Here is an 18,173-nt window from a genome sequence, read left to right on the forward strand (position 1 = left end):
GCCTCGACGAGCTGAAGGCCGACGCCCGCGTCCGGCTCGAACGGACCCGCCGCGAGACCGTCGGCGGCAACCACCAGAGCCGAAGCGAGCGCGACGCCTACGCGCGCCTGTACGAGGACACCATCGTCCAGCTGGGCTCGGTCGACGAGCGGCTCGCGTTCGGTCGCCTCGAGCTCGAGACGCCCGACCTGCTCGGCCAGACCGGCGACGTCGACCGGCCGGCCGAGCCGGGCGAGGGCGGGCGCTACCGCTACATCGGTCGCATCGGCCTGCGCGACGAGGCCCACCACCCGATCCTGCTCGACTGGCGCGTGCCCGGGGCCAGCGCTTTCTACCAGGCGACCGCCGCGACTCCCATGGGGGCCCGCGCCCGTCGCCACCTGACCCTCGAGGGGCGCACCGTCACCCGTCTCGAGGACGAGGTGTTCGACCCCGACCTGCTCGACCGCGACGACGTGCAGTTGCAGGGCGAGGGGGCGCTCATGGCCGCGCTGACGGCGCAGCGCACCGGCCGCATGACCGACATCGTCGCCACGATCCAGGGCGAACAAGACCGCATCATCCGCTCGCAGCTCGACGGCGTGCTCGTCGTCCAGGGCGGCCCCGGCACGGGCAAGACGGCCGTCGCGCTGCACCGGGCCGCGTACCTGCTCTACTCGCACCGCGACCGGCTGAAGGGCTCGGGCGTGCTCGTCGTCGGGCCGTCGAGGTCGTTCCTGCGCTACATCGAACAGGTGCTGCCCTCGCTCGGCGAGAGCGGCGTCGTCCTGTCGAGCCTCGGCGGCCTGTACCCGGGCGTCGAGGCCCAGACCGACGACGCGCCCGACGTCGCCGCCCTCAAGGGGTCCGCCGAGATGGCCGAGCTGATGCGTCGTGCCGTCCGGTCTCGGCAGATCCGCCCGGCCGAGCCGACCACCATCGACATCAACGGCGAACGCCTCGTGGTGCGCCCCGAGCTCGTCGGCGAGGCCATGCGCAAGGCCCAGGAGCGCGGCAAGCCGCACAACGTGGCCCGGGTCACCTTCAACAAGGCGGCCCTCTCGGCGCTGACGCGCCAGCTGGTCGACCAGATGCGCGAGCACGGCACGACGGTCGACGAGTCCGACGAGGCCGTCCTCCGAGAAGACATCCGGCAGTCGTACGACGTGCGCGTGCTCCTCAACACGGCCTGGCTTCCGCTGAGCGCCGAGAAGCTCGTCGAAGACCTGTACGCCCGGCCGAACTGGCTCGCCTCGATCACCCCGCGTTGGACGCCCGAGCAGCGCGCCCTGCTGCGGCGCGAACGCGGGGCGGGCTTCACGGTCTCCGACGTGCCGCTGCTCGACGAGGCCGCCGAGCTGCTCGGCGAGTTCCAGGCCGGTGTCGACCCCGAGCGCCTGGCCCGCAAGGCCCAGCGCAAACGAGACATCGAGAACGCCGAGCGCGCCATCGAGAACATGGGCGTCGAGGGCATGGTCAGCGCCGAGCAGATCGCCGGAGGCTTCGCCGAGCGCGCGGCGTCGATGACCACGGCCGAGCGGGCCGCGGGGGACCGCACCTGGGCCTTCGGCCACGTGGTGGTCGACGAGGCGCAAGAACTGTCACCCATGCAGTGGCGGCTGCTCTCCCGTCGGTGCCCGCTGCGGTCGTTCACCGTCGTCGGCGACATCGCCCAGGCCTCGAGCCCGGCGTCGGCGACCTCGTGGGACCGCGCCCTGCAGGCCCTGCTCGGCCGTCGTCGAGGGGGTGGCGCGCAGGGCACCTCGGCTCCCTGGCGGCTCGAAGAGCTGACCGTCAACTACCGCACGCCGGCGCAGATCGTGACCTACGCCGAGGACGTCGCGACGTCGACCGGGCTCCGGATCACCCCGAGCCGGTCGGTGCGGTCGAGCGAGTGGCCGGTGCGCGAGGTGACCGGCGCCTCCTCGAAGGACGACTTCGTGCGCGCCACCGTCGAGGCCGTCCGGGCGGACCGCGCGATCGACTCCGAGGGCACGCTCGCGGTGATCGCCCCCGAGCAGGCCGTCCAGGCGCTGGTCGAGGCCCTGTCCGCGGAGTTCGACGGTCTGGTGGCCGCCGGCACGGCGTCGTTGACCAAGCCGATCTCGGTGCTGAGCCCGACGACGTCGAAGGGGCTCGAGTTCGACTCGGTGGTCGTGGTCGACCCCGAGCGCGTTCGCCAGGCCAGCCGCCGCGGCAACGCCAGCCTCTACGTGGCGATGACCCGGCCCACGCAACGCCTCACGGTCGTCTCGTAGGCCGGGTCGGCCCCGCGCCGGGTCAGACCCCGGCGACCCCGAACTCGTGGTCGAGGGCGGCCAGCTCGCGGTCGAACCGAGCCCGCAGCGCTTCCTTCTCGGCGCCGGGAAGCCAGCTGGCGTCGACACCGGCGTAGGCCATCGAGCGCACCTGGTCGGCGGTCGCCCCGATCTGCTCGTGCACGATCCGGTACTCGGCGGCGAGGGTCGTCGGGAACATGCCCGGGTCGTCCGACGCCGGCACGACGTTCAGGCCCGCCTCGAGCATGGCCTCGACGGAGGCGCGGCGCCAGGGACGCCACGACCGTCGTGAGGTCGTCGACACGACGGTGAACGCCACCTGCTCGTCGCGCATGCGCGCGACGACCTCGTCGTCCTCGAGCACGTAGTACCCGTGGTCGATGCGGTCGCAGCCCAGCTGGTCGAGACACGTGATCGTGTTGACCGCGGTGGGGGAGTGCTCGGACGAGTGGGCCGTCCGACCCAGCCCGGCCTCGCCCGCGAGTCGGTAGGCGTCGACGAACCGCTCGGGCGGCCCGCTCGTCTCGAGGTTGTCGAGGCCGATCCCGGCCACGTACTCGTGCGGGTGGTCGACCACCTGACGGACGAGCTCGAGGGCGTGCTCGCCGCTCCGGCTGCGGTCGATGCCCTGGATCATGCGTCCGGTCATGCCGAAGTCGCGCTCGGCGAGCCGGATGCCCTCGGCGTAGGCCTCCACCGAGCCGGTGTAGCCGAGCGACGCGAGGTGCGGCGGGACGGCGTCGAAGAACAGCTCGAGATGCCGCGTCGCACTCGCGTGGTGCGCGTCCTCGAAGGCCTCGTAGACGATCCGGGTGAGGTCGTCCGCGTCGCGCAGCACCTCGACGACCCAGTTGGACGCCTGGAACAACGAGTACGACACCTCGGGCTCGTCGGCGCTGGGCCCCTGCGGCACGGGGATGCGGGTGTCGCGGTAGAGCGCCGGGTCGGGCGGCAGCGAGTTGATGTCGGCGAAGATCCGCTCGGGCTCGTCGGGCAGGACGAGTCCCTCGCGGCGGGCCAGTTCGGCGAACGTGCTCGCGCGGACCGTCCCGATCAGGTGGCAGTGCAGGTCCGCCTTGGGCATGCGGTCCAGGTAGGCCGGGGGCAGGGTGTTGCTCATCAGCGCGAGGTCACCTCACGGGCGAAGCGGTCGACCCACTCCGAGCGGGTGGGGACGAGTTCGGTCGGGTCGAGGGTCGAATAGCCCGCCGCGACCGGGTCGGCGGCGATGTCGCCCACGACGGCCTCGATCGTGTCGGGCACCGTGGCGCCGGGGTTGACCGGCAGGTCGCCGACGATCTCGGCGGACGAGGTCTGCGCCTCGATCGAGAGCAGGTAGTCGACGAACTGGTTCGCGCCGTCGACGTTCTCGGCACCCGTCGGGATCATCGCGCGGTTGGTGGCCATGTAGCGGCCGGTGGCCGGCGCCGTCCAGGCGATCGGTTCACCCGACTCGACGAGGTCGGTCGCGAATCCGCTCAGCGAGTCCGCGGCGACGATCTCGCCCTGCGTCAGCAGGTTGGTGACCTCGGTGGACGAGCTGTAGAACTGCAGCACGCCCGGGGCCCACTCGCCGAGCTGGTCGAGGGCCGCGTCGATGTCGTAGGGGCCGTCGCCGTACTCGGCGGCGACGCCCGAGACCATCAGCTGGCCGGCCGTCACCGAGATGTCCGGCAGGGCGACCTTGCCCGAGAGCTCGTCCTCGCCGTACAGGCTCCACTTCGCGGCCTCGTCGGCGGTCAGCTCGTCGGTCGAGTACATCGTCCCGTTGAGCTGGTAGCTGTAGGCCGGGCCGAGGTAGGTGTCCTCCTTCGCGAAGTCGGCGATCTCGTCGAGCGACGGCACGGCCGAGGCGTCCACCTGCTGGAAGAGGTCGTCCTCCTGGCCGAGGGCCGCGTAGTAGTCCGAGATCAGCATGACGTCGACGTCGGGCTGCCCGCCCGCGACCTGCAGCTGCGACAGGCGGTCCGAGTTCGATCCGGTGTCGACGACGACCTCGATGCCGGTCTTCTCGGTGAAGGGGTCGATGACGGCTTCCTGGAACTCCTCGACGCCGAACGGGAACGTGCTCACGGTGATCGTGTCGGCGTCGGGCTCGCCGCCGCCGTCGGCGGAGCAGCCGGCGAGCACGAGGGTCGTCGCGGCGACGCCGGCGACGATCGCCAGGCGGGTGCGGAGGGTGGAGGTCATGGTCGTGTCCTTTCGGGGCGGTCTCGGCGAGACCGGGCGGTGTGGAACGCGGGTGGGTGGGGTGGTGGAGGGGAGAGCCGAGGAGGCGCGCGCGGCTCCGCGCACCGGGCGGGTCAGTCGGCGAGGGCCACGAGCCGCGACGCCGGCGCCGTGACGGTCACCCGGTCGCCGATCGCGACCGTCTCGGAGCCCGTGCTGCGGACGTCCGAGAGCAGACGCACCTCCGCACCGGTGGCGTCGACGGCCTGCACGGTGACGAGCAGGTCGACCCCGCGGTACGCGACGTCGCTGACGACCCCGGCGAGGTGCAGGCCGTCGTGCGCCGCGCCTCCTGCGGGGGTCTCGGGCGTGACCCCGAGGTGCTCGGGGCGGATCGCGAGCAGGGTGCCGTCGGCCGCCGTGACGAAGTTCTCGTAGCCGAGGAAGTCGGCGACGAAGCGGTTCGCAGGGTTCGGGAACACGTGCTGGGGCGACCCCTGCTGCATGATGCGACCGGCACGCATGAGCACCATGTCGTCGCTCATCTCGAGCGCTTCGTCCTGGTCGTGCGTGACCAGCACGACGGTGAGGCCCGTCTCGCCCTGGATGCGGCGGATCTCGGCGCGCATCTGCACGCGCAGGCGCGCGTCGAGGTTCGACAACGGCTCGTCGAGCAGCAGCAGCTTCGGGCGGATCGCGATGGCGCGGGCCAGGGCGACGCGCTGTTGTTGACCGCCCGAGAGCTTCTTCGGCTTGCTGCCGGCGAGGTGGGCCAGACCGACCAGGTCGAGGGTCTCCATCACGCGACGGCGGCGCTCGGCGGTGTCGACGCCGCGCAGCTTCAGGCCGTAGCCGACGTTGTCGGCGACGCTGAGGTGGGGGAAGAGCGCGTACGACTGGAACACCATGCCCAGGTCGCGCTTCTCGGGCGGGGTGCGCGTGCTGTCGACGCCGGCGATGCGGATCGTGCCCGACGTCGGGGCGGCGTAGCCGGCGAGCATGCGCAGGCTCGTCGTCTTGCCGCAGCCGCTCGGGCCGAGCAGCGTCGTGAGCTTGCCCTCGGCGATCGACAGGTCGATCGAGTCGACGGCGGTGAAATCGCCGAAGACCTGGCTGACGGCGACGAATTCTGCTGCGGTGCTCATCTGTTGATGCCTCCGAAGATCTTGGCGAAGCCGACGGTGCGTTCGGCGATGACGGCGATGACGACGGTGCCCGCGAGGATGAGCGTGGCCATCGCCGCGACCATGGGGTCGTAGCTCTGCTGCACGTAGTCGAGCATCGTGACGGGCAGGGTGCGGAAGTCGCGGCTCTGCAGCAGCAGCGACAGGGGCACGTTGTTGAACGAGGTGACGAAGCTGAGCAGCGCCGCCGAGAAGATGCCCGGGCGCAGCAGCGGCAGGGTCACCGTGACGAAGGCCCGCAGGGGAGAGGCACCGAGCCCACGGGCGGCCTCTTCGAGCGCGGGGTCGGCCAGGGCCAGGGAGGCACCGGTCACGCGGACCGCGTAGGGAAGCATCAAGACGGTGTGTCCGATCAGCAGCACGGGGAAGGCGTCGAGCCGGAACCCGATGACGAGCTGCTGGTAGAGCGCGAGCCCCACCACGAGCTCGGGGACGATCAACGGCGAGAGGAACAGCGCCTCGACGAGCCCCTTGCCCGGCAGCCTGCCGCGATGGATCGCCAGCGTCGCGGGGATGCCGACGAGCAGGGCGAGCACGGTGGCGATGAGGGCGAGCTGGAGGCTCGAGACGAGGGCCTGGGTGAAGGGGTCGTAGCCGAGTGCGGCCTCGAACCAGCGCAGCGAGAACCCCTGCGGCGGGAAGCGCAGCGTGCGTTCACTCGTGAACGCGGTGGCGACGACGAAGAGGATCGGGACGATCATCACGACGTAGCCGGCGACGGCGAGGGTTCCGGCGACCGGGCGGCGGGTGGTCACGAGGTGGCTCCCTTCCGGGCGACGAGCGACGACAGGCCCGACACGACGAAGACCAGGACGGTCATGATCAACGCGGTGGCCGAGGCTCCGGCCCAGTCGATCGTCACGCTCGAGTACGAGAAGAGCTGGGTGGCGAGCATGCGTTGGCCCGAGCCGCCGAGCAGGTACGGGGTCGTGTAGGCGGTGACCGAGCCCGCGAAGACGAGGGTGGCCGCGACGACGACGCCGGGCAGGGAGAGGGGCACGACGATGCTCCAGAAGGTTCGGGTGCGGCTCGCGCCGAGTCCGCGGGCGGCGTCGTCGAGGCCCGGGTCGACCTGGGCCACGGCCGAGTAGCACGAGATGATCGCGAGCGGCAGGAACAACTGGGTCAGGCCGAGGACGATCGCCAGCTCGGTGTAGAGCAGCTGTGGGGCCTCGTCGACCAGGCCGAGCGTGGTGAGCAGCTGACCGATGGCACCGTTCTTGCCGAGCACCACGAGCCAGCCGAAGGTGCGCACGACGTTGCTGAGCAGCAGCGGGAAGATCGCCAGGGCGAGCAGGACGCCCGACCAGCGTGAGGTCGAGCGGGCGAGCAGGTAGGCGACGGGGAAGCCGAGGGCCACGCAGATCACGGTCACGACCAGGCCGAGCCCGACGGTGCGTCCGATGATGCGCAGGTCGAAGGGGTCGGTGAGCATCTGGCCGAGCCGGCCGACGATCTCGCCGGCGGTCACGCCGGGTGGGGCGAAGAGCATCGCGAGCGATGGCACCGCGAACCCGATCAGCAGGAAGGCGAGGCCCGGCAGCAGCAACAGCAGCGCGGGTTTGCGGGACGTCACGAGTGTCCTCCGATGGGTTCTGCCTCAGGGGGATGTCGGCTCCACGTCGGGTGAAACCGGTTACATCGACCCTAAGGGCGCAGATCGCCCGCTTCGGTCCTGCCGTGTAAACACCTTGTTACAAGCCTCGGACCGCCGCGCGGGACCGGTTCCACGGAGGCCCTAGGGTGGTGGGCATGACTGGGGCAGGGCGGCTCGCGACGCTGGCGGACGTGGCGACGCTCGCGGGCGTCTCGAAGGCCACCGCCTCACGCGTGCTCAGTCGCCCCGAGCTGGTGTCGCCCGACACGGCCGGTCGCGTGCTCGCCGCCGCCGCGAAGCTCGGCTTCGTGCCGAACCGTGCGGCGCGGCAGCTGGCCCGCGGGCGCACGGGCGTCGTCGCCCTCGTCGTGCCGACCCTCGACAACGCGTTCTTCACGCCGATCATCGCCGGGGCCCAGGCCGCGGCGGGCGAGGCCGATCTGCAGCTGACGGTCGCCGTGCACCCCTTGGCCGAGGCGGGCGAACTGGCCGCGTTCGAGCGGCTGTCTCACCAGGTCGACGGGTTCATCGTCGTGGCCCCGCGTGGGGCCGACGACGTCGTGCGGGCCGCGACGGGCCACAAGCCGACCGTCCTCGTCGACCGTGAGGTGGTCGGGGCGTCGTCGGTCGTGGCCGACACGGCGACCGCGTTCGGTTCGCTCGTGTCGCGCTTCGTCGCCGAGGGGCACGAGCGCGTCGTCTACCTCGGTGGGCCCGACGGCTCGTGGCAGAACGTCCAGCGCACGGCCGCGGTGGTCGAGGCCGCCGCCGGACGGGCCGAACTCACGGTGCTGGGGCCGTACCCGTCCACCTTCGAGGCCGGGGTGCGGGCGAGCGACGACGTCCTCGCCTCCGGGGCGACGGCCGTCGTTCCCTACGCCACGGCCATCGGGCTCGGCCTGATGTTCGTCCTCCGGGCCGACGAGCACCGTGACCGCTCCGTGACGGTCAGCTCGGAACGCATGGTCGTCGACGCCCTGGGGCTGGTCGGGGTCCCGGCGATCGACGTCGACGGCGAGCACCTGGGGCGGGTCGCAGCCGGTCGCCTGCTCGAGCTGCTGGCACCGGGCGGCCCGTCCGAGCCGACGACCACGCGCCTCCCGGTCCCGGTCCGCTGGCCGTGACCTGGTCGGCGGGCTCCGGCGACCTGGGCCGAGCGGTCGGGGCGGCTCAGCGGTAGTCCGCGGGCCAGGCGAAGGCCGGAGGCGCGGTGACCGTCTCGCCGATCGGCGCGAGCACGAGGTCGATGCGTTCGAAGTCCCGCAGCGGGATGCCGGCCGGGTCGGCCGTGTAGGGGCTGCCCCCGACGAAGGCGTGCAGCTCGAGCCCGTCGTCGTGCCCGAGCGATCCCACGCCCTGTCCGTCGAGCGCTACGTCCCACTCGCTGAACAGCTGTCCCAGGACGAACGTCTCGCGCGTGGGCGACTCGACGTGCACGATGCCGCTCGTGTCGTGCGTGTGGATCTCGGCGGCGAACTTCGTGTCGGAGTCGTGCCCGATGTCACCGGGCACCGTGACCGCCTGCCCGTCGACGGTGATCGAGAGGTGCGTGTGCACGTGCATGGCGAGGTCCTGCCCCCAGACGTTCTCGAGGCCGGCGGCGGCCGCCCTTGTCTCGAGCTGGTCGGTCGCAGGGCGAGCCCACGGAGGCGCGGTGGCGGCCCCGCGGACGTTCAGCGGGTTGCCGCTCTGCACCACGGCCACGCCGATCCCGCCCGCCACGAGGACGACGAGGGCGAGCAGCCCGGCCAGCACCTCGCCCGAGAGCCGTCGGCGAGGTCGGCGCACTCCGTCCCTCATCGCGTCGGACCGGCCTCGGCCTCTGACGTGCTGCGGACACGGTCCACGAGCTCGCGCCACGGGCCGGTGACCTGCTGTTCGGGCAGCTTGGCCTTGCGGGTCGGTCGGGTCTCCGCCGTGATGACCCAGACGAAGCGGTCGGGTTGCACCGCCTGCGGGGCCGCCGGGGCCTGCGACCAGGGCACCTGGTCGATGAGCACGAGCCACGACTCGGTGTCGGGCTCGGAGTCGACGTCGACCGACCAGCTGCGGGTGAGGCCGGCGAAACCACCGGAGCGCGACACGGTGACCTTCATGGGCGCGATGCTACCCCGGCGGTGTGCGGGACAGCAGGGGCTCGCGCCGGCCGGTCTCAGGCCGCCGGGGTGACCCCGACGCCCTCCCACCCGGCCGATGTCGCCCGGGTCTCGTCGGAATCCGCTCCGTACCGTGCCGTGGCGGCTCGGACCGTCGCCGCCGCGAACTGGGCGAAGGAGGCCTCGGTCGACAGGGTGCCGCCGGTGAGCGTGTCGTACCAGATCTGACCCGCTCGCAGCCAGGCCTCGCCGCCCAGGGCCTCGGCGACGAGGTAGAAGGCCCGGTTGGGGATGCCCGAGTTGAGGTGCACCCCACCGTTGTCGTCGGTGGTCTCGACGTAGTCGTCCAGATGACCGGGTTGAGGGTCCTTCCCGAGGACGTCGTCGTCGTACGCGGTGCCCGGGGCCTTCATCGACCGCAGTGCCCGACCCTGCACGTCGGGGGTGAAGAGCCCCTCGCCGATGAGCCAGGTCGCCTCGTCGGCGGTCTGGCCGAACAGGTGCTGCTCGACGAGGGCCCCGAACACGTCGCTCACCGACTCGTTGAGTGCACCCGACTGCCCCTGGTAGGTGAGGTTCGCGGTGTACTGGGTGACCCCGTGGGTGAGCTCGTGCCCGATGACGCTGACCGACGCCGTGAAGCGTTCGAAGACCTCGCCGTCTCCGTCGCCGAAGACCATCCGCTCGCCGTTCCAGAAAGCGTTGTCGTAGTCCTGGCCGTAGTGGACGGTCGCGTCGAGGGACAGCCCGGCGCCGTCGATCGACGATCGCCCGTAGACCTCGCGGAAGAGCGCGTAGGTCGCGCCGAGTGCGTCGTACGCCTCGGTGGCGGCGACGTCGTCGGTGGCGGGTTCACCCTCGCCGCGGACGCGGACGCCCGGCAGCTCTTCCGTGCCCTGGGCGTCGAACACCGTGCGCTCGAGCACGGACTCGGCGCCGAGCGCGCCCCGGACGACGGGGGGAGTCGCGTTGCGGTCGACGGACTCCATCGCGAGCAGCCCGTTGCGTGCGGCCTGCGGCGCCCGGTGCAGGCGGGGCGAGTCGGCCTCGGCGAGGTGGGCGAGCAGGTACGGGGGGACGATGAACCGCGACATGCGTGCACTCTCGCACGCGCCTCCGACATCGGGCCCGACTGTTCACACGATCGTGACGTACCGGTCGGTCGCGCGTCGCCGGCCGGACGACGAAGGGCGCGGGGGCGGGGGGCGCCGTCCGCCCGACTAGCGTTGACGGCATGACCGTCACCGATGCCTCCACGTTCGTCGACAGCAAGATCGCCGTCGTCCCCGACTTCCCGAAGCCCGGCATCCTCTTCCGCGACGTCACCCCGCTCTTCTCCGACGCCGACGCCTTCGCCACCGTGACCACGGCGCTCTCCGAGCCGTTCGACGGCGGGTTCGTCGCCGTCGCCGGCATCGAGGCGCGCGGCTTCGCGCTCGCCGGGGCCATCGCCATCGAGCAGGGCGTCGGCGTCCTCACGGTGCGCAAGGCGGGCAAGCTGCCCGGCGAGGTCCTGAGCGAGAGCTACGCCCTCGAGTACGGCGAGGCCACGCTCGAGCTGCGTCCGAACCAGATCCCGGCGGGGTCGAGCGTCCTGATCGTCGACGACGTGCTCGCGACCGGCGGCACGGTCGAGGCGACCGTCACCCTGCTCGAGCGCGCGGGCTACGTCGTGGCCGGCGTCGCCGTGCTGCTCGAGCTCGACGGTCTCGGCGGCCGGGCCCGACTCGAAGGCCACGTCCCGGTGCACGCCCTCTCGTCCGCACCCGCCTGACGCCTCGCGCCGTGTGACGGGCGACGGGCGCCGACCGGCCTCAGGCGAACGAGCGCGCGGCCTCGAGCGCCCCGGGGAAGAGCAGCCCGGCCCCGCCGAGCAGGCAGGCGAGGGCCACGAGAACGAAGACCCCGACCCACACGACGCCCGGCACCCGGGTCAACCCGGCGAGCTGGTCGGCGTCCGACGCGGTCGAGCGGGAGCGACGCCGGCTCCGCTGCAGCTCGAGCGACGCGCGCAGCGCCCCGAACCCCAGCACCGCCGTGACGACCAGCCCGAACACGGCCTGCCAGGTCGGTGACGCGAAGAACGTGACGACGACGACGAGGGCCGCGCCCAGCAGCACCACCCAGAGCCCGAACCAGTTGCGGATCTGCACGAGCATCAGCGCGAGCAGCAGCAGCAGCGCCCAGAGCAGCCCCGCCGCGTAGCCGGCCGACAGCAGCCACGCGGCGCCCAGGGCGGCGATCGCGGGTGCGGTGTAACCGGCGAGGAGCGTGATGATCATGCCCGGCCCGGTCCGCGGCCCCTTCGAGACGGTCAGGCCCGAGGTGTCCGAGTGCAGGCGGATGCCCGTGAGCCGCCGCCCGGTCAGCACCGCGGCGAGCCCGTGCCCGCCCTCGTGCACGACGGTGACGGCGTGCCGCACGGTGTGCCAGGTGCCCGGCAGCAGCACCAGCAGCAGGCCGGCGACGACGCTGCCGAGCAGCCACGAGCCGGGCAGGGGGGCGGCGAGCTGGCTGATCCGGGCCCAGAGGTCGGTGAGTGCGTCCACGCGACGAGCCTAGGAGGCGCGGTGCACGCGGTCGGACGCCGCGCCTCCTCGGCCCTGCCGCGGTCGCCCCCGGGGCGGGTCGTCCTCCAGGCTGATCTTCGGCCGTTCCGGGCGTCCTCCCACCGACCGGTGCCGCACGATGGACGGATGCGTCGCGCCGTCCTCCTCCTGCTCACCCTCGTCTACCTCGCCGGGGTCGCCTGGATGACCCTGCGCCCGAGCGTCTACGACGCGAACACCGGGGCGCTGCTCTGGCGGGCGCTCGACGTCTTCGCCCGGCACGACGAGACCTCGTGGATCACCTTCGCCCGGGTCGAGGCCGCCGCGAACGTGGCGATGTTCGTGCCGATGGGCATGTTCCCGGCGCTGCTGCTGCCCAAGCGGTTCTGGTGGGTCGGCATCGTGGTGGGCTTCGCCGCGACGGTGGGCATCGAGACCGTCCAGGCGACGTACCTGTCGGCGACGCGCTTCTCCGACCCGCAGGACCTCGTGATGAACACCCTCGGGGCGGCGATCGGTGCAGCGTTCGTCGGACTCGTCCTGCCCCGTCGGCGTCGCGGTCGGAGCCGACCGCGACAGCGGGCGACGTCGCCCGTCTGGTAGGCTCCTCAGGTTGCCGTCTGAACGGCCGCGGAGAAAGAGAGCTCGCACATCCGGTGACGAGCACCGCGCAACGAACTGAAAGGGGATCCCTCCATGGCACTCGCACCTGACGTCAAGACCCGGATCATCGAAGAATACGCGACCCACCCCGGCGACACCGGATCCCCCGAGGTCCAGGTCGCCGTGATGACGCAGCGAATCCTCGACCTGACCGAGCACCTCAAAGAGCACAAGCACGACCACCACTCGCGTCGTGGCCTGTTGCTGCTCGTCGGCCAGCGCCGTCGCCTCCTGGGCTACCTGTCCAAGGTCGACATCGAGCGCTACCGTACGCTCATCGGTCGTCTCGGCCTGCGCCGCTAGTCTTCGCGCTCCGAACGTCTCGACGACGGCCCTCTCGGCACGCAGCTCCGGCTGCACGCCGAGGGGGCCGTTCTCTCGTTCCCGCCGAGGCGCTCCCGACTGCCGGTCGACGCGACCGGACTCAGTACCAGTTGTGCGCGACCGAGTGCGCCCACGCAGAGCACATGGTGCCGTAGCTGCTCTGGATGTACGAGATGCCCCAGTTCACCTGGGTCCTGTAGTTCGTCTGCCAGTCCAGCCCGAACGAGGCCATCTTGTTGCCCGGCAGCGACTGGGGGATCCCGTACGCACCGCTGGACGGGTTGGACGCGTTCGTCCGCCAGCCGGACTCCTTGTTCCAGAGCTGCACGAGGCAGGTGTACTCGGCTCCGCCGCCGACCTTCGTGGCGGCGTAGGCCTTCGCACCGGACGGATCGTTAACGGCCCCGACCGGGGGAGCCGTGCCGCCGCCCCCCGAACCGCCGCCGGTGCCGGGTGCCGTGCCTCCGGACGAGGGGCTGCCTCCCGACGATGCCCCACCGGCTCCGGACGAGCCCGACGGAGCCTTCGCCGCCGACGCGGCCTGAGCCTTCGCCGCCGCCTGTTGCGCCGCGAACGCCTGCTGAGCCGCGACCCCGGTCCGGTACTGCTGTTCGAGCTCGGCCGTCGAGTCCTTGAGGGCGGCGAGCTGGGCGTAGAGATCGGCCGATCGTTCGGTGGCGTCGGCGACCTCGCCGTCCGCGGTCGCCTGCGCCGCGGTGGCCTGGTCGGCCGTGGCCTGCGCGTCGCGGGCGAGGCCGTCGCGCCGATCGGCCGCGGTGGTCGCCTGCTCGCTGAGCGAGGACACCGTGTTGCTCGCGGTGGTGGCATCGGCCAGCACCGTCTGCCACCGGTCGCCGAGCTGCGTCAGGGAGCCCAGTTGGTAGAGGGCGGCGCCGGGGTCGGGCGACGTGAAGAGGTCGGTGCCCATGGTCTGCGTGCCGCCGGTGCGGAACAGGCTGCCGGCCAGCTGGCCGGCCTCCCGCTTCGCGGTGTCGGCGGTGGCCCGCGCACGCTCGGCGTCCGCGGCGAGTTCGTCCGCCCGTTGCGCGGCAGCCGCGAGGTCTGCCTGGGCCGTCGCGTTCGCCTGGTCGGCGAGGACGGCCTCGTCGCTGCGGTCGGACGCGGCCTTCTCGAGGCTGTCCAGCGACGCGTCGATCAGGTCGACCTGCGCCTGGGTCGCCGCGGCGTTCCCCTTCGCGGCCTCGACCTGTGCCCAGGTCGGGTACCCCGCGGCGGACGCGGCGGACGGTGCCACGAGCGTCGTCAGGACGAGAGCCAAGGAGGCGCCGGTCGCCACCGCGAGACGGCTCGCGCGACGATCCCGGCCGGACCTGTCGTGAGAACGCATGATCTCGACCCTAACGCCGTCCCCCCGGCACCGCGCCTCCCCGTCCGGGCGACACCCACGGTCCGCACCCCGGCCGGACGGGTGCGAGTGCTAGCATCGCCCTCGGAGCAGGCCGGTACGGCTGCTGGTCACCGGTGGTGACAGGCGGAATGCCCCGACCGGCGCCGAGCGTCCGGGTCGGGAGCGGGGTCCGACCGTTTCTACTGTTGGCCAGACGTGCCACCGCCTCCGTCGCGTTGTTGCACGTGCATGTCGCCATGCCGTCCACGCCGTCCGCTCCGGTACACATCGATGCCCACACGGGGCCTCGATGCAAAACAAAGAGGAGTAGCCCCCACATGGAGGGTCCAGAGATCAAGTTCGGCGAAGCCGTCCTCGACAACGGCAAGTTCGGCAAGCGCACCATCCGATTCGAGACCGGTCGTCTCGCCCAGCAGGCTCAGGGAGCCGTCGCTGCCTACCTCGACGAAGACACCATGCTTCTGTCGGCCACGAGCGCCAGCAAGAAGCCGAAGGACAACTTCGACTTCTTCCCGCTCACCATCGACGTCGAAGAGCGTTCGTACGCCGCGGGCAAGATCCCCGGCTCGTTCTTCCGTCGCGAGGGTCGTCCCTCGACCGAGGCCATCCTGGTCTGCCGCCTCATCGACCGGCCGCTGCGTCCCTCGTTCGTCGAGGGCCTGCGCAACGAGGTCCAGGTCGTCATCACGGTGCTGAGCATCGCTCCCGACGAGTTCTACGACGCCCTCGCGATCAACGCGGCCAGCGCCTCCACCCAGATCTCGGGCCTGCCGTTCTCCGGCCCGATCGCCGGTGTGCGTCTCGCCCTGATCGGTGACCAGTGGGTCGCCTTCCCCAAGGCGAGCCAGCTCGCCGACGCCGTCTTCGACCTCACCGTCGCGGGCCGTGTCGTCACCGACGCCGCCGGCAACGAGGACGTCGCGATCATGATGGTCGAGGCCGAGGCCACCGAGCACGCCTGGGGTCTCATCCAGGGCGGCGCCACGAAGCCCGACGAGGCGATCGTGGCCCAGGGCCTCGAGGCCGCCAAGCCCTTCCTCAAGCAGCTCGTCGACGCCCAGGCGACGATGGCCGCCCAGGCCGCGAAGGAGATCGCGGACTACCCGGTCTTCCTGCCCTACACCGACGAGGTGCTCGAGGCCGTCACGGCCGCCGCCGGCACCGAGCTCGCCGAGGTCTACAAAATCGCCGGCAAGATCGAGCGCCAGGACGCCGACGACGCCCTCAAGTCGCGCGTGAAGGACGTCATCGCCGCCAAGGTCGACGCGGGCGAGCTGCCCGACACGGCCCTCGGCCAGGTCGGTGCCGCCTACAAGTCGGCCACGAAGAAGGTCGTCCGCGACCGCATCCTCACCGAGCAGATCCGCATGGACGGCCGCGGCCTCGCCGACATCCGTCCGCTCGACGCCGAGGTCCAGGTCATCCCGCGCGTCCACGGTTCGGCCATCTTCCAGCGCGGCGAGACCCAGATCATGGGTGTCACCACGCTGAACATGCTCAAGATGGAGCAGCAGATCGACTCGCTGAGCCCGGTCACCAAGAAGCGCTACCTGCACCACTACAACTTCCCGCCCTACTCGACCGGTGAGACCGGCCGCGTGGGTTCGCCGAAGCGTCGTGAGATCGGGCACGGCTTCCTCGCCGAGCGCGCCCTCGTGCCGGTGCTCCCCAGCCGCGAAGAGTTCCCCTACGCCATCCGTCAGGTGTCCGAGGCCCTCGGCTCGAACGGCTCCACGTCGATGGGTTCGGTCTGCGCGTCGACCCTGTCGCTGCTGAACGCCGGTGTGCCCCTCAAGGCCCCGGTCGCCGGCATCGCCATGGGCCTCGTCTCCGACACGGTCGACGGCCAGACGCGCTACGCGGCCCTGACCGACATCCTCGGCGCCGAAGACGCCCTGGGCGACATGGACTTCAAGGTGGCCGGCACGAGCGAGTTCGTCACGGCGATCCAGCTCGACACCAAGCTCGACGGTCTGCCGACCGCCGTGCTCGACGCCGCCCTCAAGCAGGCCAAAGAGGCGCGTACCGCGATCCTCGGCGTCCTCAACTCGGCGATCGACGCCCCCGACGAGATGGCCCCGACCGCGCCCCGCGTGATCTCGGTCCAGATCCCGCAGGACAAGATCGGCGAGCTGATCGGCCCCAAGGGCAAGACGATCAACGCCATCCAGGACGAGACCGGCGCCGACATCAGCATCGAAGAAGACGGCACCGTCTACATCGGTGCCGTCGACGGCCCCTCGGCCGAGGCCGCCCGTGCCCAGGTCAACGCCATCGCGAACCCGACCAACCCCGAGATCGGCGAGCAGTTCCTCGGAACGGTCGTCAAGATCGCGTCGTTCGGTGCGTTCGTCTCGCTCCTCCCCGGCAAGGACGGCCTGCTGCACATCAGCGAGGTCCGCAAGCTCGCCGGTGGCAAGCGCGTCGAGAACGTCGAGGACGTCCTCGGCGTCGGCCAGAAGATCCTCGTCGAGATCACCAAGATCGACGACCGCGGCAAGCTCTCGCTCGCCCCGGTCGTGGCCGACGAGGCCGACACCGACTCGAGCGGAGCGACCGAGCAGTCGACCGACGAGTCCGTCGACGCGTAGTCAGCACGCCACGAAGGGCCCGTTCCGACCTCGGTCGGGGCGGGCCCTTCGCCGTCGGCGCCCGGCTCTCGGGCCGCGATCGGACCGGGAGTCGCGTCCCCCGGATCGGGGCGGCGACACGGCGTAACGATTGGGTGCGGCGGCGGTGGAAACCGGGCGCGTGGCCGTATTCTTGATGGTGGAGGGCGAACCATACCCCATGCGATCGCACAGAGTCGCATCGGCGGTTCGCGACGAGAAAGGGACGGCGTGACCGAGACGACGGCCGAACTCGCCCGTTCAGCCATGTCCGACTTGGCCGCTGCCGCGGTCGCTGCGGCCCGTGCCTCGGCTGCCCAGCCCACCGTTCCCGTCGACCTCGGCATCATCCAGCCGCGTCGGCGCCTCGGTCTCTCCGACCTCAAGGTCTTTCCCCTCGCTCTCGGTGGCAACGTCTTCGGCTGGACGGCCGACCAGGCCGAGACGACCTCCGTGCTCGACGCCTACTTCGACCTGGGCGGCAACTTCGTCGACACGGCCGACTCCTACGCGGGCGGCCGCAGCGAGATCATGATCGGATCGTGGATGCGTTCTCGCCGATCCCGCGACGACATGGTCGTCTCCACCAAGGTGGGCAAGAGCGCCGACAACCCCGGGTTGACCCCGCGGTCGATCGAGCGAGCCGTCGACGCGTCCCTCGAGCGGCTCGGTACCGATCGCATCGACCTTCTCTACCTGCACGTGGACGACACCGAGGTGGCGTTCGAGCGCACGCTGCTGGCCGTCGACCACCTCATCCGGGTGGGCAAGGTCCGGTGGTTCGGTGGCTCCCACCACTCGGGCAACCGCCTCTACGAAGCCCGCATCGCGGCGGGGATGCTCGGCATCGCCCCGATGGTGGCGCTGCAGAACCAGTACAACCTCCTCGACCGTGCCGAGTACGAGAAGGGCCTGGCGCACGTCGCCGCACAGCAGCGTCTCGCCGTCATGCCGCGCTTCGCCCTCGCGAGCGGCTTCCTCACGGGCAAGTACCGATCGCGATCCGACGTGGCGCACAGCCCGCGTCGTCGCGTCCTGGCGAAGTACCTCTCCAAGAGAGGACTCAAGGTCGTCCACGAGCTCGACCGCATCGCGTCCGTGCACGAGGTCTCGAGTGCCGCCATCGCGCTCGCCTGGCTGCTCGCCAAGCCGAACGTCGTGGCCCCGGTCGCGAGTGCGACGAACGCCAAACAGGTCTACGAACTCGCACAGGCTGCACGGGTCCAGCTCACGCGCAACCAGGTGCTCGACCTCGACCGCGCCTCCGCCTGATCGTCGGACGTCATCGTCGAGAGGTGACCTGCGCGCTGTGTGACCGAGACGCCCGCGGACAGCCGGGCGTCCGGTGGAATCGG

Annotated in this window: 17 protein-coding genes; 7 read left to right on the forward strand and 10 right to left on the reverse strand. The window is 71.4% G+C overall.

Features of this window, described 5'->3' with window-relative positions; genetic code table 11:
- On the forward strand, positions 1-2,237 hold a 2,237-nt coding region (locus ASE87_RS06995), incomplete at its 5' end, for a UvrD-helicase domain-containing protein (RefSeq protein WP_056227086.1).
- A gap of 22 nt (positions 2,238-2,259) precedes the next feature.
- Here the strand turns inward: ASE87_RS06995 and ASE87_RS07000 are convergent.
- The 5 genes from ASE87_RS07000 to ASE87_RS07020 all read right to left on the reverse strand — a co-directional run bounded on the left by ASE87_RS07000 (position 2,260) and on the right by ASE87_RS07020 (position 7,187).
- Complete coding sequence (locus ASE87_RS07000) at positions 2,260-3,378, reverse strand: hypothetical protein (RefSeq protein ID WP_235472233.1); 1,119 nt, start codon at positions 3,376-3,378, stop codon at positions 2,260-2,262.
- A complete protein-coding gene (locus ASE87_RS07005) occupies positions 3,378-4,448 on the reverse strand; it encodes an extracellular solute-binding protein (RefSeq protein WP_056227088.1) in 1,071 nt (356 codons plus the stop codon). The genes ASE87_RS07000 and ASE87_RS07005 overlap by 1 nt, the downstream gene beginning before the upstream one ends.
- Before the next feature lie 113 nt (positions 4,449-4,561).
- Positions 4,562-5,572, reverse strand: a complete 1,011-nt coding sequence (locus ASE87_RS07010) for an ABC transporter ATP-binding protein (RefSeq protein ID WP_043596646.1) — start codon at positions 5,570-5,572, stop codon at positions 4,562-4,564.
- Positions 5,569-6,366, reverse strand: coding sequence for an ABC transporter permease (locus ASE87_RS07015; RefSeq protein WP_231567170.1), 798 nt, complete (start codon positions 6,364-6,366; stop codon positions 5,569-5,571). Before ASE87_RS07015 ends, ASE87_RS07010 begins: the two co-directional genes overlap by 4 nt.
- A complete protein-coding gene (locus tag ASE87_RS07020; RefSeq protein ID WP_235472234.1) occupies positions 6,363-7,187 on the reverse strand; it encodes an ABC transporter permease in 825 nt (274 codons plus the stop codon). Before ASE87_RS07020 ends, ASE87_RS07015 begins: the two co-directional genes overlap by 4 nt.
- 176 nt (positions 7,188-7,363) lie before the next feature.
- Here ASE87_RS07020 and ASE87_RS07025 point away from each other — a divergent pair, with 176 nt between their 5' ends.
- Entirely contained in the window at positions 7,364-8,332 is a 969-nt protein-coding gene (locus ASE87_RS07025; protein ID WP_056227089.1) for a LacI family DNA-binding transcriptional regulator, read from the forward strand.
- A 46-nt stretch (positions 8,333-8,378) separates the two neighbouring features.
- Here ASE87_RS07025 and ASE87_RS07030 read toward each other — a convergent pair whose 3' ends face one another.
- From ASE87_RS07030 to ASE87_RS07040, 3 genes are read right to left on the reverse strand one after another with little or no spacing between them, the layout of a single operon-like run.
- The gene (locus ASE87_RS07030; protein WP_056227090.1) at positions 8,379-8,996 is read right to left on the reverse strand and encodes a hypothetical protein; all 618 of its coding nucleotides are present in this window, start codon (positions 8,994-8,996) and stop codon (positions 8,379-8,381) included.
- An 8-nt stretch (positions 8,997-9,004) separates the two neighbouring features.
- Positions 9,005-9,304: a protealysin inhibitor emfourin gene (locus tag ASE87_RS07035; protein WP_056227093.1), complete on the reverse strand. Its 300-nt coding sequence runs from the start codon at positions 9,302-9,304 to the stop codon at positions 9,005-9,007.
- 56 nt (positions 9,305-9,360) lie between these two features.
- Positions 9,361-10,398 (reverse strand): M4 family metallopeptidase, encoded by a 1,038-nt coding sequence (locus ASE87_RS07040; protein ID WP_056227095.1) that lies wholly within the window; start codon positions 10,396-10,398, stop codon positions 9,361-9,363.
- Positions 10,399-10,538: 140 nt separating this feature from the next.
- Here ASE87_RS07040 and ASE87_RS07045 point away from each other — a divergent pair, with 140 nt between their 5' ends.
- On the forward strand, positions 10,539-11,078 hold the full coding sequence (locus ASE87_RS07045; RefSeq protein ID WP_043596654.1) for an adenine phosphoribosyltransferase: 540 nt from the start codon (positions 10,539-10,541) through the stop codon (positions 11,076-11,078).
- A gap of 40 nt (positions 11,079-11,118) precedes the next feature.
- On the opposite strand, the gene ASE87_RS07050 is transcribed toward ASE87_RS07045, so the two are convergent.
- The gene (locus ASE87_RS07050; protein ID WP_043596657.1) at positions 11,119-11,853 is read right to left on the reverse strand and encodes a M50 family metallopeptidase; all 735 of its coding nucleotides are present in this window, start codon (positions 11,851-11,853) and stop codon (positions 11,119-11,121) included.
- A 147-nt stretch (positions 11,854-12,000) separates the two neighbouring features.
- Here ASE87_RS07050 and ASE87_RS07055 point away from each other — a divergent pair, with 147 nt between their 5' ends.
- On the forward strand, positions 12,001-12,456 hold the full coding sequence (locus ASE87_RS07055; RefSeq protein ID WP_056227097.1) for a VanZ family protein: 456 nt from the start codon (positions 12,001-12,003) through the stop codon (positions 12,454-12,456).
- A 93-nt stretch (positions 12,457-12,549) separates the two neighbouring features.
- Positions 12,550-12,819 carry a 30S ribosomal protein S15 gene (gene rpsO / locus ASE87_RS07060; protein ID WP_043596660.1) on the forward strand — a complete coding sequence of 90 codons (270 nt, stop codon included), beginning with the start codon at positions 12,550-12,552 and terminating at the stop codon, positions 12,817-12,819.
- Between the two features lie 121 nt (positions 12,820-12,940).
- Here rpsO and ASE87_RS07065 read toward each other — a convergent pair whose 3' ends face one another.
- Positions 12,941-14,188, reverse strand: coding sequence for a hypothetical protein (locus tag ASE87_RS07065; protein WP_157489730.1), 1,248 nt, complete (start codon positions 14,186-14,188; stop codon positions 12,941-12,943).
- A 338-nt stretch (positions 14,189-14,526) separates the two neighbouring features.
- On the opposite strand from ASE87_RS07065, the gene ASE87_RS07070 reads away from it, so the two are divergent.
- Positions 14,527-16,800 (forward strand): polyribonucleotide nucleotidyltransferase, encoded by a 2,274-nt coding sequence (locus tag ASE87_RS07070; protein ID WP_043596663.1) that lies wholly within the window; start codon positions 14,527-14,529, stop codon positions 16,798-16,800.
- 249 nt (positions 16,801-17,049) lie between these two features.
- A complete protein-coding gene (locus tag ASE87_RS07075) occupies positions 17,050-18,090 on the forward strand; it encodes an aldo/keto reductase (RefSeq protein WP_231567171.1) in 1,041 nt (346 codons plus the stop codon).
- Positions 18,091-18,173 lie beyond the last annotated feature (83 nt).

Source organism: Frigoribacterium sp. Leaf44, from assembly GCF_001421865.1.
Taxonomy (GTDB): Bacteria; Actinomycetota; Actinomycetes; order Actinomycetales; family Microbacteriaceae; genus Frigoribacterium.